This window comes from Halomonas sp. SpR8 (assembly GCF_031010195.1).
Lineage (GTDB): Bacteria > Pseudomonadota > Gammaproteobacteria > Pseudomonadales > Halomonadaceae > Vreelandella.
Window position 1 is genome coordinate 449,270 of sequence record NZ_JAUAMC010000002.1, and the last position, 26,391, is coordinate 475,660.

The window sequence follows — 26,391 nt, forward strand, 5'->3', positions numbered from 1 at the left end:
CACATCGGTCATCCGCATTAGATATACACATCAGTCCCACTTATTGATTTTGAGAGCTGTTAATGAACCACGATGATACGTCTCACCAAGAAACGTCGCTTGAAGACACAGGACTACAGTCGGCCAAGTCAGCCGCGCTGCCTGCGACGAGCGGACCGCTAAAAACGATCACCGTTGGTGAAACACGCTACACGCTACTGGGCACGGCGCATGTGTCGGCGGAAAGCGCCGACGATGTGCGCAAGCTGATCGATAGCGGGACATTCGATGCCGTGGCAATCGAACTCTGCGATGCCCGCCACCACAGCATGTCCAACCCGGATGCCATGGGTGAGCAGGACCTATTTCAAGTATTTAGGGAAGGCAAAGCGGGCATGGTCGCGGCGAGCTTAGCCCTGGGCGCTTTTCAGCAGCGGATTGCCGACCAATCCGGCATTCAGCCGGGGGCCGAAATGCGCGCCGCCGTTGAAGAAGCCAGCCGCCGCAAGCTACCGTTACTGCTGGTTGATCGCGATGTAGGGTTAACCCTGAAACGCATCTACAGCAATGTGCCCTGGTGGCAACGCTTCTCGCTGTTTTCAGGCCTGCTAGGCAGCGTGCTCTCCCGCCAGGATGTCTCCAAAGAGGATATCGAAAAGCTCAAAGAGGGCGATATGCTGGAGGCCACCTTCAGTGAGTTTGCCGCTGAGTCGGAAGCGCTGTATACACCGCTGATTCGCGAGCGCGACCGCTATATGGCCCTGCGTTTGGCCGAAGACGCTCCGCCAGGGCGCTATCAACACGTGCTCGTCGTGCTTGGCGCAGGCCACCTCAAGGGCACCGGCGAACACCTTGAAGCGCCACTGCCCGCCGAGCCAAAAGTAGAGCGTGAGTCGCTGGAGTCCACCCCGCCGCCGTCCAAGGTTTGGAAAGCGCTGCCGTGGCTGATTACCGCCTTGGTGCTTACCGGCTTTGCGATTGGTTTTTCGCGCAACACCGACCTGGGCTGGCAACTGGTACTTGAGTGGTTCTTGATTAACGGTATCCTCTCCGGTGGCGCGACGATTATCGCCCTGGCGCACCCGGTGACCGTGATTGCCACCTTCTTTGCTGCGCCGCTGACCTCGCTGAACCCCACTATCGGTGCCGGCTTCGTAGCCGCCGGGGTTGAGCTGTTTATGCGCAAACCCAAAGTGCGCGATTTTTCATCGCTGCGCCACGATGTCACCCAACTGAAAGGTTGGTGGAAAAACCGCGTATCGCGCACCCTGCTGGTGTTTATTCTCGCTACGCTAGGTTCCGCGGTTGGCACCTGGGTGGCCGGGTTCAGAATCGCTGGCGCGCTGTTTGGCTAGGCGCTGCATGGCGGCTGTCGGCGGGTCGATTTTGTGATGCAATCGGCTCGCCGCGTAGCTATCGTTAAACACCTCAAAGTAGTCATCCAGCACGTCCGCTGCCGCCGTATCCCCACCCTGACGCAACAGCTCGATCGCCACTTCCGCCGTACATAAATGCGCTTTTGATGCCGGTTTGCGCAGCCGGTAGCGGGTCTCTCGCTCGCTCTTCAGTGGCAGTACCGGAAGACCGTCCAGGTAAGCGCTTTTACGAAACATGCGCCGCGCCTGACGCCAGGTGCCATCCAGAATAATAAACACGGGAATGCGCGCCTGCGCTTTCGCTGCATGCACCGCGTCAATACCCACCACACGATCCGCGTAGTCGGGTTGATCATCGGGGAAAATCACAAAGGGCGCGTAGCGAGGGTCTTTTAGCAGCGCGGCTAACTGGGCATCCGGCGCTACGCGGTACCAGGTAAATACCTGCGTCGTGGTGATCACATCGCGAATCAAACGCCCGGTATTGGTCGGCTTATAGTGCTCGATGGGGTGTGTTAACAGCCATACTTGGGCATGGCTCTCCGCCTTAACCTGATACGGACACAAGCAGTTCAGCACGGGTAGCTGACAGTGATCACAGCGGGTAACAAAACTACCCCGCGCTTTAAACTCCCGCCGCGGCGGACGCGTATGTTCACTGGTTGGGCTATCAACATTCACAGAGCTCTCGCCAGCAGAGCTATCAAAAGCAGCCATCCGTGCTCCGTAGTGTGGAAAAGGGCGCAGAGTATAAAGGAGCACGCCATCTTTTGCCGAATGTTTCCATCACACCGCCGTAAACCTAAAAACCTTCCAACGTTGACACCCAAAGCGCAACGCCGCTAAAGTCTCGTCAACTATTAAAGGTAAAAAGGTTTACACCCATGATCGTGCCCCACGAGCAAAACCAGAAACAGCGCCACGACTGGACGCTGGACGAGATCAACGCGCTGTTTGCACTACCGTTTAATGACCTGCTGTTTCAAGCCCAGCAAGTGCACCGCGCCCACTTCGATGCTAACGCGGTTCAGGTCTCTACCCTTCTCTCGATTAAAACCGGCGCCTGCCCAGAGGACTGCAAATACTGCCCCCAATCCGGCCACTACAATACCCAGCTGGAAAAAGAGAAGCTGCTGGAAATTGAAAAAGTCGTCGAACAAGCCAAGGCAGCCAAAGAAGCCGGCGCCAGCCGTTTTTGTATGGGCGCAGCCTGGCGCAGCCCCCGCGACAAAGACTTACTGCTGGTCGAAGAGATGGTTCGCCAAGTAAAAGCCGTGGGTTTGGAAACCTGCATGACCCTGGGTATGGTCGACGGCGAGCAGGCCAGCCGACTGGCCACCGCCGGGCTCGATTACTACAACCATAACCTGGATACCTCGCCGGAGTACTATGGCGAAATCATCACCACACGCACCTACAGCGACCGGCTGGAAACCCTCTCCAACGTGCGCGATGCGGGCATGAAAGTGTGTTCCGGGGGCATTCTCGGCATGGGTGAAGACGCCAAAGATCGTAGCGCCTTGCTGCAACAGCTGGCCAAACTCTCTCCGCACCCGGAATCCGTACCCATCAATATGCTGGTCAAAGTACCCGGTACGCCGCTGGAAAATGTCGAAGACTTAGACCCCATCGAGTTTATCCGCGCTATTGCCGTCGCCCGCATTATGATGCCCCAGAGCCATGTGCGGCTCTCCGCTGGCCGCGAGCAGATGAGCGAATCGACCCAGGCGCTAGCGTTTTTAGCGGGCGCCAACTCGATCTTCTACGGGGATAAGCTGCTGACCACCGGCAATCCGCAGGTGGACCGTGACCGTGCTCTGTTTGCCAAGTTAGGCCTGCATCCGGAAAAGCTTGAAACCTGCGAGAGCGAAGATGTTCAAGCGACACGGCTCGCCCAACAAGCCCAGCAGCAAGCGCATGCCGAACGCGTTGCCGAGCTGGCGGTGGATGCCAGTGTCTAAAGCGTGGCAACAGCGCTTAGCCGCTACCCGCTTAAGCCGCCAGCAGTCAAATCGCTGGCGAACCCGGCGCGTCATGGCAGTTGATGCGCTCGACTTTGCTGGTAACGACTATCTGGGCTTGGCTCAAGACCCAAGGGTGTGTGAGGCGCAGGCAGAGGGCGCGCACCTTTACGGCGCTGGCGCCGGTGCTTCGCATCTGGTTAGCGGACACCTGGAGGTTCACGACGCCCTGGAAGACGCCTTGGCACGCTGGACAGGCCGAGAACGTGCGCTGCTGTTTTCGACCGGCTATATGGCCAACCTTGGTGTACTGCAAGCGTTGGCTGATCGTCATACGGCTGTCTTCCAAGACCGTCTTAATCACGCGTCCTTACTGGACGGCGCTGCTTTAAGCGAGGCCCGCTCCCGGCGCTTTCATCACCGCGACACAAGCGATCTGGAAAACCTACTGGGTCGCAGTGAGTGCGCGCATAAACTCGTGGTCAGCGACGGTGTGTTTAGTATGGATGGTGATGTGGCCGACATCGCCAGCTTAGTCTCCGTCAGCCAACGCCATGACGCCTGGCTAATGATCGACGACGCCCATGGCGTGGGCGTGCTGGGTGAAAATGGCAGCGGCTGCGTGGGGAACGCCTGGGACAGCGCCGAGGTGCCGATTTTGGTCGGCACTTTAGGCAAAGCATTGGGAACCGCGGGGGCCTTTGTGGCCGGAGATGCCGCGTTAATCGATCACTTAATCCAGTTTTCGCGCAGCTATATCTACACCACCGCCCAGCCCCCAGCGATTGCCGCGGCCACCCTCAAAGCGCTGGAGATCGTTCAGGGTGAACCTGAATACCGTGCCCAGCTCAACGCCAACATCGCTTACTTCCGCCGCGAGGCGCTGAACCTAGGGCTTCCACTAAGCACCTCTGCCACGCCGATTCAGCCGCTGATCTTAGGAGATGAAGCGCGCACTCTTCAATGGGCAGCCCGGTTACAACAACAAGGCGTATACGTGGGGGCAATTCGCCCGCCAACGGTGCCCAAGGGGGAGGCCCGGCTGCGCATCACCCTAAGCGCTCGCCACCAGCGCGACAATATTGACCAACTGTTAGCGGCGCTCAACCACTGTCAGCATCAAGAGGCTTTATGCAGCCCCTGCGTTTAATACTGCTCCCCGGCTGGGGAATCGACCGGCGTATCTGGCAGCCACTGCAGGCGCATTGGCCTGCCCACCTGACGGCCCAAGCAGTCGATTGGCCTGGCTACGACGATACTCCCCCGCTGGCAGCGAATGCCACGCTGACAGAGTTGGCGGAGGTGATGTCCGAGTCCTTAGCCAGCGATGCAGTATGGGTCGGCTGGTCGCTAGGCGGGTTACTGGCAGCGGCACTCCTTGAGGAGTTGCCCCCACCACGCGGGCTAATTCTACTCGGTGCCGGTAACACCTTCTGCGCTACAGATGGCGTCACTTCTGGCGAACTAAATGCCTTTCGACGTGCCTTTCAGCGCGACCCCACCGCGACCTGGCAACACTTTTTGCGCTGGCAGGCGCAAGGCGAGCCCAGCTCCCGGCAGGCATACCGACAGTTAGGCGATTTACTGGGGGATACGCTACCCGCCGACATCACCACACTCGCTACCGGCCTGGACTGGCTGGCGTCGATTGATAATCGCCAGCGTCTAGCGGCGGCCCCTTGCCCGGTGGTACGGCTCACCGGCGAACACGATCCATTAATCGGCCCCGCCCAGCGCCGTGCCAGTGAACTTTTAACCGATGTTGGCCACTGCCCGATGCTCTCCCAGCCCCAGGCTCTCGCCGCCGCGATTACCCATCATGCCACCCAGATGGCTAGCGCCAACATGGCGGTTTTATGAACGTTCTAACGATGAGCAACGATGCTGACTGGCAGGCACGGGTTGCCCACGCCTTCTCCCGGGCCGCCCCGCGCTACGATGCGCTCGCCAGCGCACAGCGCCAAATAGGTCAACGGCTTTGGGATTCGCTACCTGACCACGCCTATAACATACTCGATATTGGCTGCGGCACCGGTTACTGGACACACCAGTTGGCTGAACGTTACCCCTGCGCTCAGGTCACCGGGTTAGATTTAGCCCCCGGCATGCTGGCACAAGCACGCCAGCGCTATGGTGACGCTATCCACTGGCAACAAGGCGACGCGGCGGCGCTGCCGTTTGGTAGGCATGCTTTTGATCTGGTGTTTTCCAACTTGGCGGTGCAGTGGTGCCGCGATATCGACTCAGTGATATCGGAACTTTGCCGCGTGCTTCGCCTTGGTGGTCAGGCGCATATCACGACGCTGCTACCCGGCACTCTGGAAGAAATCGCCTTTGCCTGGCAGCGCCCCGAAGCGCTGCTGCAAACGCCCAATCACGCAAGAGTGGAACAGGCGATGGCTAAAAGCGGCTTAACCATCAGCCAACAAACGGCCACCGTCGAGCGCTTTTACTACCCCGACCTGCAAGCCGTGATGGCTTCCATTAAAGGCGTCGGTGCCCAGCTTCCCCGGTCGAATAGCCGCCTTACCCGAGCGGATATTGCCGCTGCCAAAGCGCGCTTTGAGCAACTGCGCCAGCCGGAGGGCCTGCCGGTGAGCTACCACTGTTTAACGCTGCAATTGGAAAAACCGCTATGAACGTCTGGTTTGTAACCGGCACCGATACCGATGCGGGTAAAACATTAGTGACAAGCGGCTTATTGCGCGCCGCCCATCAACAGCAACTGAGCACGCTGGGCTTAAAACCCATTGCTTCAGGCAGCCAGGCAACGCCTAACGGGCTGCGCAATAGCGATGCCCTCGCCCTTCAGCAGCAGAGTGTGCCGCCGGTCGACTACACCACGGCTAACCCCATCGCCTTTGAGCCCGCGATTGCGCCCCATTTAGCCGCGTTAGAAGCCGGCCAGCCGCTGGAAGTCGGCGCTATCGCCGGTATTCTGCGCAAAACGCTTAGCCAAACACCCAGAGACTTCACCTTGATTGAAGGCGCCGGTGGCTGGCGCGTGCCGTTAAACGACCAGGAGGATTTTTCCGACTTGGCGATGGCCCTTGAGCTACCGGTGATTCTGGTCGTCGGCTTAAAGCTGGGCTGCTTAAATCATGCCCGCTTAACGGCGGAAGCCATCCGTGCCGACGGCCTGGCACTCGCCGGTTGGGCGGGCAGCGTGGTGGATCCCGATTTTGCGGCCGACACTGCTCGTTTTGAGGCCAACATCGCGCATCTAAATACTAAACTGGCCGCCCCCTGTTTAGGTATTATCCCCCATCTCGATACCCCCAGTGCCGCTACTGCTGCCCCCTATCTCTCCCTGGAGCCGTTATGACGACGCCGGTTTGTCATCGCCATGTTTGGCACCCCTATGCCCACCTAAAAACCCAGACGCCCGCGCCCAAGGTGGTGGGCGGTGACGGCGCTCACTTTGTGCTTGAGAGTGGCGAACGCCTGCTGGACGCCACCTGCTCCTGGTGGTGCATGATCCACGGCTACGGCCACCCGCGCCTGGTGGCGGCCATTCGCGAACAGGCAGGCCAGCTTTGCCATGTGATGCTTGGTGGCTTAACCCACGACCCCGCCGACCAGTTGGCCCGCGAGCTGGTGCGCATTACCCCCGCCGGGCTGAATCACGTGTTCTATTCGGATAGCGGTTCGGTAGGTATGGAAGTGGCGATGAAAATGGCGCTGCAGTATCAGGTGCTCTCCGGCAATCCCGGTAAGCGCAAGATGCTCTCGTTGATGAAGGCGTACCATGGCGACACCACCGGCTGCATGGCGGTATGTGACCCGGAAGAGGGCATGCATAGCCTGTTTGCCAGCCTGCTTCCCCAGCACCACTTCGCACCAGCGCCTACGGCTCCTTTTGATGCCAGCGACGAACAGGTAGAACATGACCTTAGCGCTCTGCGTGAGGTGTTCGAGCGCCACCATTGCGAGATCGCCGCGCTGTTGATGGAGCCGCTTTTACAAGCCGCAGGCGGTCTAAATATGACCTCACCCGCCTATGTTGCTGGCGCCAGGGCGATATGCGATGAGTTTAATGTGCTGCTGATCTTTGACGAAGTGGCCACCGGCTTTGGCCGCACCGGCAAGCTGTTTGCCGCTGACCATGCAGGCGTCACGCCGGATATTATGGTGCTCTCAAAAGGTTTGACCGGTGGCTATTTGGGCCACGCCGCGACGCTTGCCACGGATCGCGTTCATAACACCTTTATCGGCGACACTCCCCAGCATGCGTTTATGCACGGGCCGACGTTTATGGGCAACCCGCTGGCTTGTCGGGTGGCGCTGGAAAGCCTGCGGGTGTTCGAGGAAGAGGATTATCTTGGCAAAATTGCGACGCTTAACCAATTACTGCGCCGCGAACTGCTGGAAGACCGCGCGCTCAACGCGCATACAGCCGTTGCCGATGTGCGGGTGCTGGGCGCCACCGCAGTAATTGAAGCCCACTCCGCCGATGTACTAAAAGGCGTAGGCGACTTTGCCCGCGAGCGGGGCGTTTGGCTGCGCCCCATTGGCCGTTGGCTGTATACCATGCCCGCCTACATTACCTCTGAAGCGGAGCTGGTGAAGATTACCGACGTCATGAAAGCGTGGTTCCTGGATCAGTAAAAAAATCAGGAAAGCAGTAAATTACCCTGCTGCTTCCAGCGATTTACCAACGCTGGCACGCCCTCACCGGCGGTGGTGTTGATCGCCAGCACACCCGGTGGGATTAACGCATCCGCTTCCGGGTCGACCAATACGCAGGGTGTATCGTAGTCGATATAAGAGAGCAACGACGCAGCGGGCATCACCGCTAATGAGGTACCGACGACCAGCAAAAAGTCAGCTTGGCTAACGATGTCGCAGGCCTCGGCAAATAGCGGTACCGACTCGCCAAACCAAACCACATCGGGACGCAGCTGGCTGCCCTTATCACACACGTTGCCTATCTCTATGCCACCTTTAGGCAACGGGTAGCGCATACGCTCATCAATAGAGGAGCGGGCTTTTAAAATCTCGCCATGTAAGTGCAGCACCTGGCGGGAGCCTGCTCGTTCGTGCAGATCATCAATATTTTGGGTAATGATACTGACGGTAAAGCCGTCCTGCTCTAGAGCGGCCAGCGCTTTGTGGGCGGCATTGGGTTTGGCTTTGCGAATCTGTTCGCGGCGCTGATTGTAAAAATCCAACACCTGCTGCGGGTTACACTGCCACGCCTCTGGGGTAGCTACATCCTCGACCGGATGGTTCTCCCACAGGCCGTCGCTGGCGCGAAAGGTTTTGATCCCGCTCTCGGCGCTAATCCCCGAGCCGGTAAACACTACCAAATGCGGGCTTGCTGCCATGACTACCTCGCCGTTTATGTGTCACTGCATCTTCAATAGCTGACTAATATACTAGCTGGCCGATACTGCCCGCAAAACGCTGCTTGTTGCGGTAAGGGTAAACGTCAATGACGCGCCCATCGACGATCGCCTGCTGCAGTTCCAGCCAGTAATCGGGGTCGAAGAGCTCGGGGTGCTGCACCATGAACATATCGCGCAGCGTTTTATTGGCGAACATAAAGGGGCCAAACTCCTCGGGGAAAATATCGTTGGGGCCGATGGACAAACTGGATACATCGACGCCCTGCCCTTTAGGCAAGTGCCGAAACCGGCACTCGGTGATGTAACACACCTCATCATAATCGTAGAAAATCACCCGGCCGTGGCGGGTAACGCCGAAATTTTTCAACAGCATATCGCCAGGAAAGATATTCGCCGCGGCCATCTGCTTAATGGCGTTGCCATAATCCTTGAGCACCATCTCCTTCTCTGCGTCGCCGCACTGCTCCAGGTAGATATTCAGCGGTGTCATCATACGTTCGGTATAGCAGTGCTTGATGATGACTTTGTCGTCTCTGAGCACCACCGTGGAGGGCGCCACTTCCAGCAGGTGCTCCAAACACTCGGGGGCAAAGTGATCCTGGCGAACAATAAAGTTTGAAAACTCCTGGGTGTCCGCCATGCGACCTACCCGGTCGTGGCGCTTTACCAGCCGATACTTTTCGCGCACCACAGCATGGGTAACGTCTTTGGCCGGGTCGAATTTATCTTTAATGATCTTAAACACGGTGCGAAAGCTGGGCAGTACAAACACCGCCATGACCATGCCGCGCACGCCGGGGGCGATAATAAACTGATCTTCGCGCTTGGCGACCTGACGGTTCAAGGCGCGGAAAAACTCGGTTTTACCGTGTTTGAAAAAGCCGATGGCAGCGTAGAGTTCACCTTCCGGCTTGTGCGGCATTAACTGCTGTAGGTAATCGACAAACTCCCTGGGTACCGCCACCTCAACCTGAAAGTAGGCGCGGGTAAAGGAGAAGATAATCGACACCTCGTCGGTTTCGATCAGCACTGTATCCAGATGCAGGCTGGGATCGCCGCCCTGCTGTTCACCAAAGCCTTCACCATGAAGCACCGGCAGTACCAGCGGCATCTGCTCGCCGCCACCGCGGATACGCCCCACCAGATAGGCGCCTTTATTGCGATAGAAGACGCTATTCAACAGCTCGATTTCGGCGTCATCGGCTTCCAACATCGCCGCGGGTAAGTGCTGCTGTAAGAAACTGGCCCCGAGATGGGTGTCCTGATCTATATCCGCAAAGCGATTTTCCAATGGCGCATCGAGAAGCGCCCACTTGAGCGCGGCCTGCCAATCACCGTTGACTTTATGCCGACGGCACAGCTCAATCCCCGAGCGGTGGGCGGCATCCTCCCGGGAGCTATACACAAACATCCAGTCGTTGCGGATATGGCGGTGGTGGAAGATGGTGCAGAACAGCGAGTTAAAAAAGGTTTCTGCCAACTCAAAGTCGAGCCGGTGGCTGATCAGTTCGACGTAGTGGCTGCGCGCTTCCCGCCAGCACTCACAGTGTGAAACCACTTCCGGGTCAAATGTGCGCTTCAAGCGCCCCAGGGTGACGTCGATTTTTTCCTTATACAGATTGATCCGCTCCGCCGACGCCAGTTGGGCATCGCGCCACGCCGCATCACGAAAGCGTCGGCTGGCGTCACAGGTGATCTCTTTAAAACGTGCGCGGTACTCATCGAAACCGTGCAAAATCGTTGTCGCTAGGCGATACCCCGGTGAGTGTTTCACTGGCCAAACTCCTGATTATTTCTACCAGCTTCGCGTAACGGCAAACTACATGCGAGACGACCTTGGTGGGTAACCTCACAGTGCCACAAAAAATCACCTGCCCAAAATGATATAAACAGAAAAGCCCCTGACGTTTTACCTTACCGCCAGGGGCTTACCACAGTAGCCTAATCGTTGGCTTGCTTACAGCTTGGCAGCAGCCACCGGTGCCGGTTCGTCTTCGTCTAGCTCCTCAGGTGATGCGGATACCAACGCAAACTCCTCCTCGGCGGTTTTCGCGACCAGATGATTTTTACTGTAGAGGAAGTAGTAGGCCGCCCCGGCAATAAATAGCACGATGGTGTAGTTGAACGCGCGGGGGTCGAAGGCGTATACGCCCGTGAGCGCTACCAGCGAGAGCACTAATGCAATGCCTGAGGTCACGACGCCGCCCGGCGTTTTATACGGCCGCGGCAGGTCGGGCTGTTTTACCCGCAGCATAATGTGGCTTAGCGCCATCAGCGCATAGGAGATGGTCGCGCCGACCACGGCCATGCCCAGCATGAGATCACCTTCACCGCTAAGTGACACCAAGAAACCAAAAACACCGGGGACAATCAGCGCCAGATAGGGCACTTTGCGCTCACTGGTCAGCGATAGCGCTTTAGGTATATAGCCCGCACGGGACAGTGCGAATACCAGGCGGCTATAGCCGTAGATAATCGAGAAAAATGAAGCGATCAGCCCGGCCAGGCCCAATACGTTAACCAGGGTGGCAAGCATCGGGTTGCCCGCTGCATTCAGCGCATCGACCAGCGGCACGCCGCTTTGGCCGATCATCTCGGCGCCCGCTGCCCCGGCGAGCAGCACCACGACTAACAAGGCGGTGAACAGCAGAAACAGCATCGCGCCGATAATGCCTTTGGGCATATCCCGGGCGGGATCCTTGGCTTCTTCCGCCGCCAGCGGCACGCCTTCCACCGCCAGGAACAGCCACATGCCGAACGGTAGCGCCGCCCAAATACCATACCAACCAAACGGCATAAAGGTGCTCGCACCTGCCGCATCGGTGGGCGCAATATCAAACAGGTTGGCGGCGTCAAAATTGCCAATCAGTGCCACGGCGGTAGCAATAATGGCGAACACCGCCAAGCCACTAATCACCATCATGACTTTTAGCGCTTCACCTACCCCCGCCAGGTGAATACCGATAAACACGGCGTAAAACAGCAGATACACCAGCGGGCCGTTAATGCCCAGTAATGACTCCACCGCAGCACCGATAAAAATCACGATCGCGGCGGGCGCCAGGGCATACTCGATCAATACCGCAAGCCCGGTGAGGTAACCACCGGCCGGCCCCATGGTCTGGCGGGCAAAGCTGTAGCCGCCGCCCGCCGCGGGTATCGCGGCGGACATTTCCGCAAGCGATAGCACCAACGCCAAGTACATCAATGCCATCAAGCAGGCGGCAATCGCAAAGCCACCCCAGCCCGCTTCGGCAATACCGAAGTTCCAGCCGGCGAAGTCACCGGAAATCACATAGGAAACCCCTAGCCCCGCCAGCAGCATCCAGCCTGCAGTGCCTTTACGCAGTTGGCGCTTGGCCAGATATGCTTCATCAACAGATGGTTGTGTCATCATTTTGCCCTCATGGTGTGGAACGAAAGTGTCGTCAGCGGCGTGCTGTGCTATTGGCTGATTACTGCGTTCCATTTTGTTATTGGAGAATCGTTACGTCGTTGTTTTGATACGGCTGTTTTGATACGTCTGTTGTTATACGGCTGTTTCCGTGCGCTAAGGTCGTCAATCAGCGACCAGAAAGTTGCGTATTGAACCGGTTGCGGGGTCACCCTCCAGCACATCGTCTTCACTACGGTCTTTCAACTTGACGCCCGACAGCTTGAGCTGACGGGCCTCTTTTAAGAGCAGAAAGAAGCGCCGGGCGGCCTCCTCGATCTGCAAACCTGCCGGACGCACATTGGAAATACAGTTGCGCCGGTCATCTTTTAGCCCCGGTTCCGGCGCCCAGGTCATATACAGCCCCAGGCTATCCGGCGAGCTTAGCCCTGGCCGTTCGCCGATCATCACCAGCACGGCGTCAGCGTTCAGCAGGGCACCAATCTCATCGCCAATCGCCACTCTCCCCTGCTCAACAATGGTCAGCGGTGCTAGCTGCCAATCCGCAGCATCGCTGGCCAGCATCTGATACAGCGTGCTAAGAAACGGCGCGCTGTTCTGCTGCACAGCCAGCGCAGAGAGCCCATCGACAATCACCACCGCCAGGTCATAGCGCTGCTGTGATGCGGCGGCTTGTTGAAGACATTCACGGGTTTCATCGTTGAGGCGCCGGCCATAGTCAGGCCGCTGCAGATACATGGCGCGGTCTTGGGCATGGCTATGCAAGCGTATGGGCGCCGCTGATAAATCCAGCGCTGCGGTTAACTCACTGGCAAGCGCGTCGACATCCAGCGGGGTGTGAACAGCGTCTTGAGCCTGGGCGTGGGCCAGTTGAAACGCCAGTAGCTTGCTGGTCGGCAGGCTGACACCCGCGCGCCCCAAGCCAATCCGTGCATCGGTAAAGGCGTTCAGTCGCTCCCAGGGGTTTTCGACGACAATGGGCGATGTTGGCTTATCAACCATGACGAGGCTCCTGAGGTAGATGGCGCAGGCTGTTGGCAAAAGCCGCGGGCAGTTGGTCGTTGAGCCGGTGGGTGCTGACATCCTGGAAAATCTGCATCTCTTCAAGCCAGCGTTCAAACTCTGGCGCCGCTTTTAGCCCTAGCACGCGCCGCGCGTAGAGCGCATCGTGAAAGGAAGTGGTCTGGTAATTGAGCATAATGTCGTCAGAACCGGGGATGCCCATGATGAAGTTGCAGCCCGCCACGCCGAGTAGCGTCAGCAGGTTATCCATATCGTTCTGGTCGGCCTCGGCGTGGTTGGTATAGCAAACGTCGCAGCCCATGGGTACGCCCAGCAACTTGCCGCAGAAGTGGTCTTCAAGCCCTGCGCGAGTGATCTCTTTACCGTCGAACAGATACTCGGGGCCGATGAAGCCCACCACGGTATTTACCAGCAGCGGATTAAACTTGCGCGCCACCGCGTAGGCGCGGGCTTCGCAGGTTTGCTGGTCGAGCCCATGGTGGGCATCAGCGGAGAGTGAGCTGCCCTGGCCGGTTTCGAAATACATCACGTTGCGCCCCACCGTGCCGCGGTTAAGCGACTGGGCCGCCGCTTCGGCTTCCGCCAGGGTGCTCAAATCAAAACCAAAGCTGCGGTTGGTAGCTTCGGTACCGCCGATCGACTGGAACACCAGATCGACCGGCGCGCCCTGTTCGATCGCTTCCAGCGTGTTCGTTACGTGGGTAAGCACGCAGGACTGGGTGGGGATTTGATACTTCTGGATCACCTCGTCCATCAGGCGCATCAGCTTGACGCTCTGAGCGACGTTATCAGTAGCCGGATTGATGCCGATCACCGCGTCGCCGCTGCCGTAGAGCAGCCCGTCGAGAATACTGGCGGCAATGCCGGTGACATCATCGGTGGGGTGATTGGGCTGGAGCCGTGTCGAGAGCCGCCCCGGCAGGCCGATGGTGTTACGAAACGCCGTGGTGACCCGGCATTTCTTGGCCACCAGAATCAGGTCTTGATTGCGCATCAGCTTACTGACGGCGGCAGCCATTTCAGGGGTAATGCCCGCGCGTACTTGTGTTAGCACCTCACTGGTGGCGTGGTCGGAGAGCAGCCAGTTGCGAAAGTCGCCCACAGTCAGGTGGCTTATCAGCGCGAAGGCATCGGCGTTGTGGTCATCGATAATCAGCCGGGTGATCTCGTCGTCTTCATAGGGGATCAAGGCTTCGTTCAAGAAGGTGGTCAGCGGCAGCTCCGCCAACACCATTTGGGCCACCACCCGCTCTTCGGCACTCTCCGCCATCACCCCGGCCAAGCGGTCGCCCGAACGCGGCGGCGTAGCTTTGGCCATCAGCTCGGCCAAGCTTGCGAAGCGGTAGCTACGGCTGCCCACCGCAGTGTGATAGGTCTGCGCCATGGAGTTTTCCTTTTTATAGGATGGCTGCTTTTTAATCGCGCTGACGGCGCGTTGAGGTATAAAACTTGCTTGTTGCTACCATAGCGTTATCAATAGATAGCGAGTATCGAGTTTTGGCAAACCCGGTACTATTTTATAAATTCAAACAAATACAGACAGTTAAGGCGTCAACCAAGCAATATTGAGCGCATTTGACGCTCCTGGGAGCCCCCATGACCACGCTCGAAAGCGCATTTGCACCAAAAAGATGCACTCAAGAAGCATTTGATGCCGATGAGCACGCGCAAAACCTGACGCGCTGGCAGCAGGAGTACGACCAGCTCAGCCCCGGCAGCTTTTATGGTCGGCTGGATGAAGTGGCATTAGAAACCATGCAGGTGTTCAAAGAGCATACCGGGCAAGCGCTACGTCAGGACTGCCGGGTGTGGCCTAACTCACTGTGGATCGGGCTTCCAACTACTCGCCAGGGGGCGCGTATCAATGGTCAAGCGCTCAGCACGGGCGAGGTAATGTGCCGCCCCGGCGGGCGGGATTTTGAACTGGTCACCCCAGAGGATTTCGACATCTACGGGTTGGTGATTCAACTACCAGCATTAGCAGAGGCCGCCCAACGGCAGGGTGTGAGCTTGGATAGACGCTGGCAGGAGAGGCCGCGTCGGCCTGCGGCTAAGGAAACGCTGAATGCCGTGTCGTTTCTTATCGAACGTTTACTCACCAGCCAAACCCTGACGATCGCCAGCCATATCCATCAAGACATACTGCTGATGGCGCTACTGGAACTGCTGCAAACCGAGCAGCCTGGCGCTGAGCTACCGCCCAGTTACGCCCATCGCAAGGCAGTGGTTGACCGCGTTAAGCGCTATGTTGACGAACACCTGGATGGCCCGGTGACCATGGAGGAGCTTTGCCAGTTGACCCATGTGAGCCGCCGCACCCTGCAGTATAGCTTTACGACTATTTTAGGCATCAGCCCACTGCAGTTTTTACGCCTAACGCGGCTGAATCGCGTGCGTCGGGCGCTGAGGGTAGCGTCATCGGAGCAGTCGGTAACCGACATAGCCACCTATTGGGGTTTCTGGCATCTTGGCCAGTTCGCCCACGACTATAAGCAGCAGTTTGGGGAGTCTCCTTCACAGACGCTGCATGCAAAAGCGTTTTGGACTAAATGAACCAACGCCAGCCGCAGGCTTTATTAAACGCGACAGCAAGCTTAACTAAACGTGGGCAAATGTTTAGATTCGCGCCCCGGCAGACCATAGTCAAACCAACTGTGGTGCGCCTTGCTATCGTCCCAAATGTGATAGTGCAGTTGCGACATCATCACCGGGTCATCTAGAAAATCTAACCGCTCTAATCGACTCATTCCCGCAGGCCCCATTGATACGGCGTGAGAAACCCGCTCGGCTCGACGTCGGCGTAATGGCTCGACATCGGTATGCCGCGATGTCCCTAAGGCTGTCGCCAACGCATTCGGCACGGGGTCTACCACCACTTGGGCAAAAGACGGCGCCGCCATTCCTGTGTTCATGCGATTAAGCAAACTGACCATGCGCCGCAGTACTCGTGGCGGTTGCGTTTCTTCGGGAATCCGGAACAGCCGCTTTTGAAAGCAGAATTTTCCTAACGAAACACGGCTCGAAAGTGCCGACACCGGAATGGATAACATTAAAGAAACCACAATGGGCGAGAGCCACCAAAGAAATGTGGGCTCCATAACGTAAACCCCCGCTGCCCACACAGCTCCTATGAGCGTTTGGCTCCAGTGAGCGCGAAGGGCATCACCCCAGGTCGTATCGCTATTTTCCCGCGATGGTGAACGCCATTGAACCGCCCACCCCATCAATGACGTCAGTACAAAGCGGGTGTGAAACAGCATCCTTACCGGCGCTAATAGCATCGAGAATAGCGACTCGAGAACCATGCTCGTTAACACCTTGAGTGGCCCACCAAACTCGCGGCTACCCTGTATCCACACCAGCAATACGCTGAGCAGTTTAGGCAAGAACAGCAGCAGCGCCGTCACACCGAACAGCCCCACCGCTAGCATTGGATTCCATTGTGGCCAAACAGGGAACATCATCCCCGGTTCAGGAAAGTAGTTGGGCGTGGTAAAGGTATGCACAGCTAAAAGTGCGGTAGAAAGGATCAAGAAAAGACACCACAACGGTGCTGAAAGATAAGACATCAAACCGGTCAAAAACACGGCACGGTGTACGGGATGAATGCCTTGCGAGAAAAACAGCCGGAAGTTCATCAAATTGCCGTGGCACCAGCGCCTGTCGCGATTGAGCTCATCGAGCAGGTTAGGCGGCATTTCTTCAAAACTGCCTTCCAGTTTGTAAGCAATCCACACTCCCCAACCGGCGCGCCGCATCAGCGCCGCCTCGACAAAGTCATGGGATAAAATCTCGCCCGACATGGAGCCTTTACCAGGGAGCGGCGCTAGTATGCAGTGCTGCATAAACGGAGCTAGGCGAATGATCGCGTTGTGGCCCCAGTAATGCGACTCGCCTAACTGCCAAAAATGCAGCCCAGCGGTAAATAACGGACCGTACACCCGCGTCGCAAACTGCTGCATGCGAGCGTACAGATTGAGGCGTCCGGAAGCCCGTGGCGCCGTTTGAATAATGCCAACCTTGGAATGCACCTCCATCATTTGCACCAGCCGGGTAAGGCATTTGCCGCTCATAACACTATCGGCATCCAATACCAGCATATAACGATAGAGCGCCCCCCAACGTCGGCAAAAATCGTCAAGGTTACCGCTCTTGCGTTTGACCCGACGCTGGCGACGGCGATAGAAGACCTGCCCGAAGGCCTCCAGGTCACGGCACAACACCAACCAGGCATAGGTTTCTTGAATGGCAATATCGGGATCAGACGTGTCGCTCAGGATGAAAATGTCAAAGTGCCGATCATTACCCGTGCTGCGCAAAGACTCCAGGGTGGCGCGCACCCCGGCAAATACCCTTGCAACGTCCTCGTTACAGATGGGCACCAGCAACGCTGTGCGTGCCTCATCATCAATCGGCTGGTCGCCCACCTCGCTATCAATGGCGTAGCGGTCATGGCGGCGTAATAGCTGGAAAAACCCCATCAAGGCCGTCCAAAACCCGGCGGATACCCAGGCGAATAGCAGCACAAACAAGGCCAGGATAGTGATCTCAAGCCACTGCAGGCCTTGCCCGGGGAGCACGGTACGCATCTGATTGGCGGCGATGATACTTTGACCGAAAATCAGCACCAGTAAAACCCAACGACGCCTGGAGGCGACCCACTTCCAAGACGCGGAGGGCGACTCTCTTTTACGGCGACCAACATCACCGTTAACCCAGCGCTTGAAACGACGTCCAATATTGACGAAAGGATTGGTCGACCACCGCTGAGGAGCTAACGGCGTTCGTTGCATCGCGGGTGCTGTGCGCAGTCGCGTAATGCCAGCGGCGTCCGTTGACAGCACCTTCGGCGGCGCTAACGGCGGCTCTGCATAGGCAAGCGCCAAACGCCGCCCCACCGACAGTGCCGCCGGATCGTCACTCTGATCATCACTATTCCCACCCAACGCAGCGTGCAGGGAAGCTATTTCGTGTTTATCAAGATCACCGACCAGTAACGTGTAGCGCTCCTTACGATCCTGGGTCTCCAACGCCAACCGCTCTAAATAAAGGTCCGTTGGCGTTGCCTTCGAGCAAGACATGATTTCAGCCATTGGCGGGCAGCCTGTAGTACCAATTTTCGGATACTTGCTCGCCATCAAGCATCAGCTTGGCCCTGATATCCAAAGGCTGGCTGCCATTATTGCGCTTCACGTTGACAAACACACGCCACCCGTTAGTGGCTGGATTATGCACAACGCGGCTAGCGGCTAATTCGCCATTATCACCCACGCTTGCCTCAACGCTCATATTGGCATCGCTGCCGATACCGGCAAGCGAGGGGCCGACAAAATCAAGGACGAAAGCGAGGGTGCCGTCGGGCTCACGCACAAGGTCATCGCGAATCACTTCTCCCCGAGAGCGACGAGTCTCTTCAACCCAGGCAAGCTGAGGATCCAGATGACGGCTTTCATTGGCGGTGAACGTAATACGGTAATCGAATGCCAGCGGTGTTCCTGGCTGAGGGGGTTCATCAGCTAGCCACATCGATACGATGTTATCGTTGGTCTCGTTGTCTGTCGGAATCTGAATCAACTCAACGCTCCCCGCCCCCCATTCGTTGAGTGGCTCAATCCAAGCGCTTGGGCGTAGATCATAACGCGCGTCAATATCCTGATAATCGCGAAAATTGTGACCACGCTGCATCAGGCCATAACCGCGTAGCTGAGGCGTTGCATGTTGATTCATCATCAACCTCGCCGGATTGGCCAGCGGGCGCCACAGCCAGCCATTCTGCGCATCATCGATTAATAGGCCATTCGAGTCATGGATTGCGGGAATATAGTGTTGTGTCGATGAAGGCTGCTCCGGGCCGTAAAGGTACATGCTGGTTAGCGGTGCTATTCCCAGCTTCTCGACTGCCCGGCGTAGATATAGCCGCGACTGAACGTCGACTAAAGTGCCTTCCCCGGGGCGTAACACGAAGCGGTAGGCGCCGGTAACGCTAGGCGAGTCAAGCAGGGCGAAAATCGTTAAGTACTGGCTTTCTGGGTTCGGTTCGACGATCCACATTTCTGTAAAACGCGGGAACTCTTCACCCGAAGGCAATCCCGTATCAACGGCCAAACCACGCCCTGAAAGACCATAAACCTGCCCTCTGCCAACAGCGCGAAAAAAGCTTGCCCCGAGAAATACCATCACCTCATTAGGATCATCACCATTGAGAGCGTAATTGATCTTGACGCCGGCGATACCCAGTCCGTCGCTATGCTTAACGTCGTCGGAGATATCTAAATCACCGTATGTATAGTCGTCTGGATTGTAAGCAAAGCCATGAACCTCGCCCTCCTCATCAATACTGTTAAGTTGGATGGCACTGTCATAATGCATCCCTTCATGGATCAAGCTCAGTGTGAAAGGGACGTCATTACCACTCCATACATCGCGATCTCGCTTAAACTGTATTTGCGCATACTCCGCATAGCTGAGTTCGCGCAGTTCATTGGGCAACGACGTTTCTGGGGCATGGTAGCCCTGCTGAGCTAGCTCCTCTGCTCTTTGAGCAACATCATCGAAGCCAAAAGCAGAAGCTTCATGAGGGAGGCCTCCAACCAGCAGCCCACCTAGAACGGCTAGTAAAAAAAAACCTTTGCGGCGTGACAGTTTACTTCGCGGGGTCGATCCACTCATTTAGCGTAATGCTCCTGTACAATCCTTTGACTAGATTCAAATTCGCTTATTTGCCGAGTCGACATACCATAGCGTCCTTTCGATCAGCTAAATGCGTTTTACTGCTATTGCTCGCCATCGCTAAGACTCACACCATGCGCGCATGTAAAGATGAGATTACATTTTAGGTATAGCATGAGTCTAGGCTACTTGGCACTTTGACGGGTTGGACTTCTAAAAAGAGTGGGGCAAAAAATTAGAATCGTCTAAACACGCTTAACCGCGTGAAAAGCACTATAAAAAGGAGGTTGTCTATTATAGACAGTAATGTGGTGGGTGCGCTCACGCAAATCCTAGATGCGGCACATCTACATCTGCCTAGGCTAAATGAGCCAGCGCTGCGAAAACATTTCAGCAGTTAAAGGAAGATCAAAAAAGTACCAAAAATCACATAAGAAAAATAAAGTTAGCAAATAAAGCAGCCAAACAGAACAGACGGCCTATTGGTTGAACCACAGCGTTCATGCTATAGGTAACCGACACCCGATAAACGGCGGCAACCGTCTACGTCAAAGGGGAGCGGCGCTATGTTCAACACCACCGCTTGGAACCGACTGCGCTATACCGCTTACGCACCGTTTTATGATGCGATAGCCGCCCGTGCATTTCGAAAACCACGGCGCATTGCACTTGGTCAAGTAGACTGGGAACCAGGGATGCGTGTTCTGCTGGTGGGAGCTGGAACGGGGTTAGACCTGCCTTTTCTACCCCACGATATTGAAGTACACGCTACTGACATCGCTCCCGCCATGATAAAGCGTACGGCGAAACGGGCGGAAGCACTGCGCCGTGACGTGGAGTGCCGTGTTATGGATGCCGAGGCGCTCAACTACCCCGACGAGCACTTTGACGTCGTCATCATGCATCTGATAATCGCAGTTATGCCTAACCCGCAGCAAGGACTTGCTGAAGCATACCGCGTGCTAAAAACCGGCGGACAACTATGCGTTATGGACAAATTCCAGCCCGATAGCCAGCCAGCAGGGATGGGTAGACGTCTCCTCAATAGTCTGACATCAACACTTGCAACTGATATTACTCGCCAAGCGCGGCCACTGCTCACGGAGGCAGGATTCTTCATCCACTACGACGAGCCGGTACTTATGGACGGGTTATTTCGCGCCCTACTCGCAGCCAAGCCTGCACCCTCTAGTCACCAATGATGCGACCTTTTAGCACTATTGATTTGCTAGCGATGGCCATATAGGTTGGCTACTCTATTTAGCCTGTACCGTTCTTCCATACGAAGAGGCGCCAAATGCCAACAGCCTCTGTTAAGCACTGAACGCCTTAGCCCTCCGCTTCCAGCACTGGAAAACAACTGTTTCTCTAAACACCTCTTTATTGTTATATTATCACATAACATAAAGCCGTTTATAAAAACCCGCTTAGAGGTGACCTAGCAATGACCGTGTTTTCTCCACTCCCCGTGACTGTGCTCTCGGGTTTTCTTGGTGCCGGTAAAACCACCGTGCTGAACCATATTCTTGCCAACCGTGAAGGTCGTCGGGTGGCGGTGATCGTTAACGATATGAGCGAGGTGAACATTGATGGCGCGCTGGTGCGCGGCGGCCCTGGCGAGTCGACGCTGGATGGCGATGTGGCCTTGAATCGCTCCGAAGAACGCTTGGTGGAGATGAGCAACGGCTGCATCTGCTGCACCCTACGTGAAGACTTGTTAGAAGAAGTCAGCCAGTTGGCACGAGAAGGCAAGTTTGATTATTTAGTAATCGAATCCACCGGAGTTTCCGAACCACTCCCTGTGGCGGAAACCTTTACCTTTGAAGATGAAAGCGGCCAGAGCCTTTCCCAAGTAGCGCGGCTGGATACGCTGGTCACCGTCGTCGATGGCGCCAACTTTCTTGAGCAGTACCGCGAAGCGCAAAGCCTAGCAGAAGCCGGTGAAAGCCTAGGAGAAGACGACGAGCGCAACGTCGCCGATTTGTTGGTCGATCAAATCGAGTTTTGCGATGTGCTGCTGATCAGCAAGACCGACCTGATTAGCGACAAGGAGCTGGACGCTTTAAAAGCCATTTTACGTTCACTTAACCCTGACGCGGAGCTGGTACCGATCACCCAAGGCGGCGTGCCACTGGATAAAGTACTGGATACCGGCAAGTTCAATTTCGAGCGCGCCCAGCTAGCACCCGGCTGGCTAAAAGAGATGCGCGGCGAGCATGTGCCAGAGACCGAAGAGTACGGGATTGGCAGTTTCGCTTACCACGCTCGCCGTCCTTTCCATCCGCAGAAATTCCACGACCTGCTGAGTCAGAAGTGGTTTGGTAAAGGCCTGTTGCGCTCAAAAGGTTTCTTCTGGCTCGCCACGCGTCCGCGCTACGCAGGCCAATGGAGTCAGGCGGGCGGCATCGCCCATCATGGCCCGGCCGGGGTGTTCTGGAAAGCGATTCCCGAAGAGCGCTGGCCCCAAGATCCCGAAACTCGCCAGTTCATTATGGAGAAGTGGCAGGAGCCGTTTGGCGATATGCGCCAGGAACTGGTATTTATCGGCCAGAACCTGGATCAAGCCAAAATGCGTGAAGCGCTAGATGCCTGCCTACTGAGCGAAGCCGAGCTACTGGAAGGAATGGAGACGTGGAAGCAATTGCCCGACCCGTTTCCGGCATGGGAATGACACTTAAGAGACGATATTGCACAGATGCCTTTCAGCCCATTGCTTCACTTCAGGGTAGGCGCGCTGCTCAAAGACCGCGAAGCCGTTAAGGCTTCGCGCCTTGAGCGGCGTAAACACCGGCATGGTTAAACCGCACAGAAAGTGCGCCAGCCGCTGTGCACTGGGCGGCTGGCCGAACTGTTCGCCATGGCGCTCGATCAGCGGCATGGCGTAGCGCTGAAAGTCGTTATCCGAAAGCGCTGGCTGTGGCGGCGCATCGGGCAGGCGCACGGGGTGGTCATAACACACCGAGCAGTGGCCACAGCGGCCCTGCTCGGTGTCGGATCGCGAATCAAAAGTGCTATCGCCAAAGTGCTCCGCCAATCGCCGCGTTAGGCAACTCTCCGATTCAAACAGCGCCAGCATCGATTGAAGCCGCTCAATTTCGATACGTTCGCGATTGAGGCAGTCGTCATACAGCTGGCTCGCCAGAGTATCAATGGCAAAGTTGGGCTGACACACCTCGTAAACGTCGGTCATCCGCTTGCCTTCCAGGGTCAGCCAGCCTTTGTCCTGAAAATACTCCAGGGCAGTGATCACCCGGGCGCGAGAGGCATCAATCTGCTGCGCCAGCCCCGCCTGGTGTAGGCGGTCAAAATCCACCGTTCCCCATATGCGGGCGATGGGAATGTTGTCGATGATTAGTCGCACGAAAGCCGCCCGCTCGCCTTCAAAACGGCTCACCAGCTCGCTCGGCTCAATATGGTAGCGCAGCCGATACTCGGCTAGAAACGCAAAGCGCGGGGCGATAATGCCGTGCATCTCCAGCCGCACCAGCAGCGTTTTCAGCGGCAACGTGCGGATATTAGTATCCCGGGAAAGCGTATTGAGCAGCACCTCCCACTGGCGATCCGGGGCTTGGCCTGCCGCAGCGATCTCTTCCAGCAGGCGATAGATACTTGCGTATTCTGGGGTATCGCCATAAACAAAGTTTTCCAGCACCCGCAGACCATCGCGACCGGCCATGGTCAGGCAGGTGGAAGGCTGACCGTCGCGACCCGCCCGGCCAATCTCCTGGCTGTAGTTCTCGATGGATTTGGGCAGGTCATAGTGGACTACGTTGCGAATATCGCCTTTATCGATGCCCATCCCAAAGGCAATGGTGGCCACAATGCAGGGCGACTCACCGCTCATAAACTGGCGCTGAATCTCATCCCGCCGCTGTGAATCCAGCCCCGCGTGATAGGCCTGGGCGGCAATGCCCTGGGCCGCCAGCGCTTTTGCTACCTGCTCGGCGGTTTGTTGTAGGGTAACGTAAATAATCGTCGGCGCTTCACTACCCGGCTGCATCTGTGGCTTCAACCACTCAATCAACTGCTGCTGGCGATCTTCCATGGCGGGCGACACCAGCAGCTCAAGATTGGGGCGGTAAAAGCCGGTGGTGATAACGTTCTCGGGCGCGATAGCAAACTTCTCGCCCATATCGGCGATCACTGTCGGCGTTGCCGTGGCGGTAAGTAGCAGCACCTGGGGAATAGAAAACTCGCGCTGGTAGTCCGGTAGCTTCAAATAGTCGGGCCGGAAGTTATGCCCCCACTCGGACAGGCAATGAGCTTCATCGACCACCAACAGCGATATCTGCACCTGACGTAGAAAGTGGCGAAAACGCTCGTTCTTCAGCCGTTCCACCGAGATCATCAGAATCTTCAGCTCGCCGCTTTTGGCGCGCGCCATGACATCGCGGGTCGTTTCGCGGTCTTGGGTGGAATCAATGCTGGCGGCGGCCACGCCGTGGCGGGTTAGAAAAGAGAGCTGATCCTGCATCAGCGCCAGCAGCGGCGACACCACCAGGGTTAAGTGCGGCAAATGCAGCGCAGGAAGCTGGTAGCAAAGCGACTTGCCCGCGCCGGTGGCAAAAATCGCTGCTGTGGAGTGGCCTTCCAACACCCTGGTCACCACCTCCCCCTGGCCGCCGCGAAAGTCGTCAAAACCAAAGACGGTTTTCAGCGTCTGGTGCGGTGACATGGGGGTCATGTGAGCTCCTTTTTAACAAATTTCAGGCTTAAAACGCCTTCTCCAGCGAAAATCGCGGCTGGGTGTGGCCGTCTTTGGTCACGCTTTCAGTGAACATCTCAAGCGGGCGCACCCAGAGGCCGTAGTCGCCGTAGAGGGCGCGGTAAACCACCAGTGGCTCTTCGCTTTCGCTGTGTTGGGCGGTGCCCATCACTTCGTACAAATTACCTTTGTAGTGGCGGTAGATACCGGGAACGGGAATGCTCATTCATTTTCCTCTTGAGTGGCGTTTGCGGCGGCTGGCTGGTTGGCTCTCTTGGCGAGGCGTTCCAACACTTTTGAGGCGGCCACGAAGCCAAAGGTGCCGGTCAAGAAGGTCGCTGCGCCAAAGCCGGAAGCGCAGTCCAATCTCGTGGCGTCCCCGCTGCCGGGCTTTTGTAGACACACTTCACCGTCGGCGCCGGGATAGATCAACTGCTCGTCGGAGTAAACGCACTCTACCGAGAAGCGCCGTTTGGGGTTGCGGGAAAAGCCGTAATCCCGGCGCAGCCGCGAGCGTACCTTGGATAACAGCGGGTCGTGCTCAGTGCGCGTCAAATCAGCGACTTGAATACGCGTGGGATCAGTCTGCCCACCCGCCGCACCGGTCACGGTAATGGGGATTTTGCGCCGCTTGCACCAGGCAATCAGCGCGGCCTTGGCAATCACGCTATCGATGGCATCCACCACGTGGTCGGCGTCATCGGGAATCCGCTCGGCCAGATTGGTAGGTGTGACAAAGGCAGTATCGGCGAAGATCTCGATTTCGGGGGCAATCAAGCGGCAGCGCTCGGCCAGCACTTCAACTTTGGGCTGGCCAATGGTGCCATCCAGCGCGTGGAGCTGGCGGTTGACGTTGGAAACACAGACGTCGTCCAGATCGATCAGCGTCAGCTTGCCAATACCCGAGCGCGCCAGTGCCTCTACTGTCCAACTGCCTACACCGCCAACGCCAACCACTACCACGTGAGCGTGACGAAACGCCTCGGCAGCGCGCTGACCATAAAGGCGACGAATTCCGCCAAAGCGGAAGTCATAGTCTGTAGAAGCTGAGCCACTTGAAGCGGAGTCTGCGGCGACAGTAGCTAACTCGTTCGATGACACAATAGAGGACATTGCAGACTCACTCATAGCACTTGAAGGGCTGAAGGCTTGGTGTGGGGTGGCGTGCGCAGACTATCCAGCGGCAAGTGCCCCGCCCAGCCAAGGTGATTAAACAGCGCGATCATGGTGTCATCCAGGGCGCAGCTTAATTGTACCCGCTTGTCGAACAGCGGATGGTCAAAGGCCAAATAGGTGGCCGCCAGCAGTAACCGTGGCGCCCCCAGCTGTTCGGCAAAAAAGCGGTTGTGGACACTCTTACCGTGCTTGGCATCGCCAATAATCGGATAGCCCCGCCGTGACAGATGGCGACGAATCTGGTGGCGTCGACCGGTCAACGGCCGCGCTTCGACCAGCGAATAACGCGCCACCGGGTAGCGGTCGACCTGCACCGGTAGCTCGACGCTATCCAGACGGCGAATATCGGTCATCGCGGGCATGGCAGGCATCTCCGCCTTGGGTCGCGTGCCATCCTCTTCCCGCAGCGGGTAGTCCAAACGTTCACTCTCCGGCGCTTTACCGCGCACCACCGCCAGGTAGCGCTTCTCCACCTGACGCTCGCTAAAGGCGTCGCTGAGTAAGCCTGCTACTGCTGAAGAGAGGGCAAACACCATAACGCCGGACGTGGGCCGATCCAGCCGGTGAACAGGATAGACCCGCTTGCCAATCTGGTCGCGTAGGCGCTGGAGCAGGAACTCGGTTTCGCCACGCGCCAACGCAGAGCGGTGCACCAATAGCCCTGACGGCTTGTGCACTGCAACTAAATGCTCATCCTGATAAAGGATATTGAGTGGCGTCATAGTGCTCCCAGGTAAAAGCTGGCGACAAAACAGGTCAC

At 57.0% G+C, this 26,391-nt stretch carries 22 protein-coding genes; 10 read left to right on the plus strand and 12 right to left on the minus strand.

What is annotated here, in order from left to right; translation table 11 throughout:
• Positions 1-62 precede the first annotated feature (62 nt).
• Complete coding sequence (locus tag QT230_RS05425; RefSeq protein ID WP_308320565.1) at positions 63-1,334, plus strand: TraB/GumN family protein; 1,272 nt, start codon at positions 63-65, stop codon at positions 1,332-1,334.
• On the opposite strand, the gene QT230_RS05430 is transcribed toward QT230_RS05425, so the two are convergent.
• A complete protein-coding gene (locus tag QT230_RS05430) occupies positions 1,272-2,072 on the minus strand; it encodes a tRNA-uridine aminocarboxypropyltransferase (RefSeq protein WP_308320566.1) in 801 nt (266 codons plus the stop codon). The genes QT230_RS05425 and QT230_RS05430 overlap by 63 nt on opposite strands.
• A gap of 167 nt (positions 2,073-2,239) precedes the next feature.
• Here QT230_RS05430 and bioB point away from each other — a divergent pair, with 167 nt between their 5' ends.
• Genes bioB through bioA form a run of 6 tightly spaced genes read left to right on the plus strand, consistent with a single transcriptional unit; the run spans position 2,240 to position 7,924 of the window.
• Positions 2,240-3,316 (plus strand): biotin synthase BioB, encoded by a 1,077-nt coding sequence (bioB, locus tag QT230_RS05435; protein ID WP_308320567.1) that lies wholly within the window; start codon positions 2,240-2,242, stop codon positions 3,314-3,316.
• Complete coding sequence (bioF, locus tag QT230_RS05440; RefSeq protein WP_308320777.1) at positions 3,303-4,466, plus strand: 8-amino-7-oxononanoate synthase; 1,164 nt, start codon at positions 3,303-3,305, stop codon at positions 4,464-4,466. The genes bioB and bioF overlap by 14 nt, the downstream gene beginning before the upstream one ends.
• Complete coding sequence (locus QT230_RS05445) at positions 4,448-5,176, plus strand: alpha/beta fold hydrolase (RefSeq protein WP_308320568.1); 729 nt, start codon at positions 4,448-4,450, stop codon at positions 5,174-5,176. The genes bioF and QT230_RS05445 overlap by 19 nt, the downstream gene beginning before the upstream one ends.
• On the plus strand, positions 5,173-5,955 hold the full coding sequence (bioC, locus tag QT230_RS05450) for a malonyl-ACP O-methyltransferase BioC (RefSeq protein ID WP_308320569.1): 783 nt from the start codon (positions 5,173-5,175) through the stop codon (positions 5,953-5,955). The genes QT230_RS05445 and bioC overlap by 4 nt, the downstream gene beginning before the upstream one ends.
• Positions 5,952-6,641: a dethiobiotin synthase gene (gene bioD / locus QT230_RS05455; RefSeq protein ID WP_308320570.1), complete on the plus strand. Its 690-nt coding sequence runs from the start codon at positions 5,952-5,954 to the stop codon at positions 6,639-6,641. Before bioC ends, bioD begins: the two co-directional genes overlap by 4 nt.
• On the plus strand, positions 6,638-7,924 hold the full coding sequence (gene bioA, locus QT230_RS05460) for an adenosylmethionine--8-amino-7-oxononanoate transaminase (RefSeq protein ID WP_308320571.1): 1,287 nt from the start codon (positions 6,638-6,640) through the stop codon (positions 7,922-7,924). The genes bioD and bioA overlap by 4 nt, the downstream gene beginning before the upstream one ends.
• Before the next feature lie 5 nt (positions 7,925-7,929).
• Here the strand turns inward: bioA and QT230_RS05465 are convergent, their stop codons facing one another.
• From QT230_RS05465 to QT230_RS05485, 5 genes are all read right to left on the minus strand, one after another.
• Positions 7,930-8,643 carry an NAD-dependent deacylase gene (locus QT230_RS05465; protein WP_308320572.1) on the minus strand — a complete coding sequence of 238 codons (714 nt, stop codon included), beginning with the start codon at positions 8,641-8,643 and terminating at the stop codon, positions 7,930-7,932.
• Positions 8,644-8,686: 43 nt separating this feature from the next.
• The gene (gene aceK / locus QT230_RS05470; RefSeq protein ID WP_308320573.1) at positions 8,687-10,438 is read right to left on the minus strand and encodes a bifunctional isocitrate dehydrogenase kinase/phosphatase; all 1,752 of its coding nucleotides are present in this window, start codon (positions 10,436-10,438) and stop codon (positions 8,687-8,689) included.
• A gap of 183 nt (positions 10,439-10,621) precedes the next feature.
• The gene (gene eat / locus QT230_RS05475; protein ID WP_308320778.1) at positions 10,622-12,058 is read right to left on the minus strand and encodes an ethanolamine permease; all 1,437 of its coding nucleotides are present in this window, start codon (positions 12,056-12,058) and stop codon (positions 10,622-10,624) included.
• 165 nt (positions 12,059-12,223) lie between these two features.
• Positions 12,224-13,060 (minus strand): ethanolamine ammonia-lyase subunit EutC, encoded by an 837-nt coding sequence (gene eutC / locus QT230_RS05480; RefSeq protein ID WP_308320574.1) that lies wholly within the window; start codon positions 13,058-13,060, stop codon positions 12,224-12,226.
• A complete protein-coding gene (locus QT230_RS05485; RefSeq protein ID WP_308320575.1) occupies positions 13,053-14,465 on the minus strand; it encodes an ethanolamine ammonia-lyase subunit EutB in 1,413 nt (470 codons plus the stop codon). The genes eutC and QT230_RS05485 overlap by 8 nt, the downstream gene beginning before the upstream one ends.
• A gap of 212 nt (positions 14,466-14,677) precedes the next feature.
• Here QT230_RS05485 and QT230_RS05490 point away from each other — a divergent pair, with 212 nt between their 5' ends.
• Entirely contained in the window at positions 14,678-15,634 is a 957-nt protein-coding gene (locus QT230_RS05490; RefSeq protein ID WP_308320576.1) for a helix-turn-helix domain-containing protein, read from the plus strand.
• 41 nt (positions 15,635-15,675) lie between these two features.
• On the opposite strand, the gene mdoH is transcribed toward QT230_RS05490, so the two are convergent.
• Positions 15,676-18,162, minus strand: coding sequence for a glucans biosynthesis glucosyltransferase MdoH (gene mdoH / locus QT230_RS05495; RefSeq protein ID WP_308320577.1), 2,487 nt, complete (start codon positions 18,160-18,162; stop codon positions 15,676-15,678).
• 4 nt (positions 18,163-18,166) lie between these two features.
• Positions 18,167-19,750: a glucan biosynthesis protein G gene (locus tag QT230_RS05500; protein ID WP_308320578.1), complete on the minus strand. Its 1,584-nt coding sequence runs from the start codon at positions 19,748-19,750 to the stop codon at positions 18,167-18,169.
• Positions 19,751-20,316: 566 nt separating this feature from the next.
• Between QT230_RS05500 and QT230_RS05505 the strand changes: the two genes are divergently transcribed.
• Together QT230_RS05505 and zigA are read left to right on the plus strand one after the other, a co-directional pair.
• On the plus strand, positions 20,317-20,952 hold the full coding sequence (locus tag QT230_RS05505) for a methyltransferase domain-containing protein (RefSeq protein ID WP_308320579.1): 636 nt from the start codon (positions 20,317-20,319) through the stop codon (positions 20,950-20,952).
• A 242-nt stretch (positions 20,953-21,194) separates the two neighbouring features.
• A complete protein-coding gene (gene zigA / locus QT230_RS05510; protein WP_308320580.1) occupies positions 21,195-22,421 on the plus strand; it encodes a zinc metallochaperone GTPase ZigA in 1,227 nt (408 codons plus the stop codon).
• A 3-nt stretch (positions 22,422-22,424) separates the two neighbouring features.
• Here the strand turns inward: zigA and QT230_RS05515 are convergent, their stop codons facing one another.
• Genes QT230_RS05515 through QT230_RS05530 form a run of 4 tightly spaced genes read right to left on the minus strand, consistent with a single transcriptional unit; the run spans position 22,425 to position 26,353 of the window.
• Positions 22,425-24,434 (minus strand): RecQ family ATP-dependent DNA helicase, encoded by a 2,010-nt coding sequence (locus QT230_RS05515; RefSeq protein WP_308320581.1) that lies wholly within the window; start codon positions 24,432-24,434, stop codon positions 22,425-22,427.
• A gap of 28 nt (positions 24,435-24,462) precedes the next feature.
• A complete protein-coding gene (locus QT230_RS05520) occupies positions 24,463-24,681 on the minus strand; it encodes a DUF1653 domain-containing protein (protein WP_308320582.1) in 219 nt (72 codons plus the stop codon).
• Positions 24,678-25,568 (minus strand): tRNA cyclic N6-threonylcarbamoyladenosine(37) synthase TcdA, encoded by an 891-nt coding sequence (gene tcdA, locus QT230_RS05525; RefSeq protein WP_308320583.1) that lies wholly within the window; start codon positions 25,566-25,568, stop codon positions 24,678-24,680. The genes QT230_RS05520 and tcdA overlap by 4 nt, the downstream gene beginning before the upstream one ends.
• An 11-nt stretch (positions 25,569-25,579) precedes the next feature.
• Positions 25,580-26,353 carry a pseudouridine synthase gene (locus QT230_RS05530; protein WP_308320584.1) on the minus strand — a complete coding sequence of 258 codons (774 nt, stop codon included), beginning with the start codon at positions 26,351-26,353 and terminating at the stop codon, positions 25,580-25,582.
• Between the last annotated feature and the right edge of the window lie 38 nt (positions 26,354-26,391).

What these genes read in the sequence shown, in the direction of transcription:
- bioD (WP_308320570.1), top strand. Translation starts at nt 5,952, where the DNA reads ATGAACGTCTGGTTTGTAACCGGCACCGATACCGATGCGGGTAAAACA.
- eutC (WP_308320574.1), bottom strand. Translation starts at nt 13,060, where the DNA reads ATGGTTGATAAGCCAACATCGCCCATTGTCGTCGAAAACCCCTGGGAG.
- QT230_RS05430 (WP_308320566.1), bottom strand. Translation starts at nt 2,072, where the DNA reads ATGGCTGCTTTTGATAGCTCTGCTGGCGAGAGCTCTGTGAATGTTGAT.
- QT230_RS05500 (WP_308320578.1), bottom strand. Translation starts at nt 19,750, where the DNA reads ATGAGTGGATCGACCCCGCGAAGTAAACTGTCACGCCGCAAAGGTTTT.
- bioC (WP_308320569.1), top strand. Translation starts at nt 5,173, where the DNA reads ATGAACGTTCTAACGATGAGCAACGATGCTGACTGGCAGGCACGGGTT.
- bioF (WP_308320777.1), top strand. Translation starts at nt 3,303, where the DNA reads ATGCCAGTGTCTAAAGCGTGGCAACAGCGCTTAGCCGCTACCCGCTTA.
- QT230_RS05530 (WP_308320584.1), bottom strand. Translation starts at nt 26,353, where the DNA reads ATGACGCCACTCAATATCCTTTATCAGGATGAGCATTTAGTTGCAGTG.
- zigA (WP_308320580.1), top strand. Translation starts at nt 21,195, where the DNA reads ATGACCGTGTTTTCTCCACTCCCCGTGACTGTGCTCTCGGGTTTTCTT.
- QT230_RS05485 (WP_308320575.1), bottom strand. Translation starts at nt 14,465, where the DNA reads ATGGCGCAGACCTATCACACTGCGGTGGGCAGCCGTAGCTACCGCTTC.
- QT230_RS05490 (WP_308320576.1), top strand. Translation starts at nt 14,678, where the DNA reads ATGACCACGCTCGAAAGCGCATTTGCACCAAAAAGATGCACTCAAGAA.
- QT230_RS05465 (WP_308320572.1), bottom strand. Translation starts at nt 8,643, where the DNA reads ATGGCAGCAAGCCCGCATTTGGTAGTGTTTACCGGCTCGGGGATTAGC.
- QT230_RS05515 (WP_308320581.1), bottom strand. Translation starts at nt 24,434, where the DNA reads ATGACCCCCATGTCACCGCACCAGACGCTGAAAACCGTCTTTGGTTTT.
- bioA (WP_308320571.1), top strand. Translation starts at nt 6,638, where the DNA reads ATGACGACGCCGGTTTGTCATCGCCATGTTTGGCACCCCTATGCCCAC.
- bioB (WP_308320567.1), top strand. Translation starts at nt 2,240, where the DNA reads ATGATCGTGCCCCACGAGCAAAACCAGAAACAGCGCCACGACTGGACG.
- eat (WP_308320778.1), bottom strand. Translation starts at nt 12,058, where the DNA reads ATGACACAACCATCTGTTGATGAAGCATATCTGGCCAAGCGCCAACTG.
- QT230_RS05505 (WP_308320579.1), top strand. Translation starts at nt 20,317, where the DNA reads ATGTTCAACACCACCGCTTGGAACCGACTGCGCTATACCGCTTACGCA.
- tcdA (WP_308320583.1), bottom strand. Translation starts at nt 25,568, where the DNA reads ATGTCCTCTATTGTGTCATCGAACGAGTTAGCTACTGTCGCCGCAGAC.
- mdoH (WP_308320577.1), bottom strand. Translation starts at nt 18,162, where the DNA reads ATGTCTTGCTCGAAGGCAACGCCAACGGACCTTTATTTAGAGCGGTTG.
- QT230_RS05445 (WP_308320568.1), top strand. Translation starts at nt 4,448, where the DNA reads ATGCAGCCCCTGCGTTTAATACTGCTCCCCGGCTGGGGAATCGACCGG.
- QT230_RS05520 (WP_308320582.1), bottom strand. Translation starts at nt 24,681, where the DNA reads ATGAGCATTCCCGTTCCCGGTATCTACCGCCACTACAAAGGTAATTTG.
- QT230_RS05425 (WP_308320565.1), top strand. Translation starts at nt 63, where the DNA reads ATGAACCACGATGATACGTCTCACCAAGAAACGTCGCTTGAAGACACA.